We start from the raw sequence: 237 nt of genomic DNA on the forward strand, positions 1-237 counted from the left end.
CAAAAGAGCTGGCAAGCCGCCATATTACAGTCAATGCAGTAGCACCAGGCTTTATTTCTACAGATATGACAGATAAGCTTGATGACAATGTGCAGACAGAAATGCTCAAACAAATCCCGCTTGCACGCTTTGGTGCGCCTGAAGATATTAGCAACGTTGTTGTCTTTTTAGCTTCTGAAGGAGCAGGCTATATTACAGGCCAAACCATCCAAGTGGATGGCGGAATGGTCATGTCCT

The 237-nt window shown here is 45.1% G+C and carries 1 protein-coding gene; it reads left to right on the forward strand.

Going from position 1 to position 237, the window contains the following annotated elements:
* A partial coding sequence (locus SB775_RS33745; RefSeq protein WP_410865660.1) for an SDR family oxidoreductase occupies positions 1-237 on the forward strand: 237 nt, incomplete at both ends.

This window comes from Peribacillus sp. SIMBA_075 (assembly GCF_046534585.1).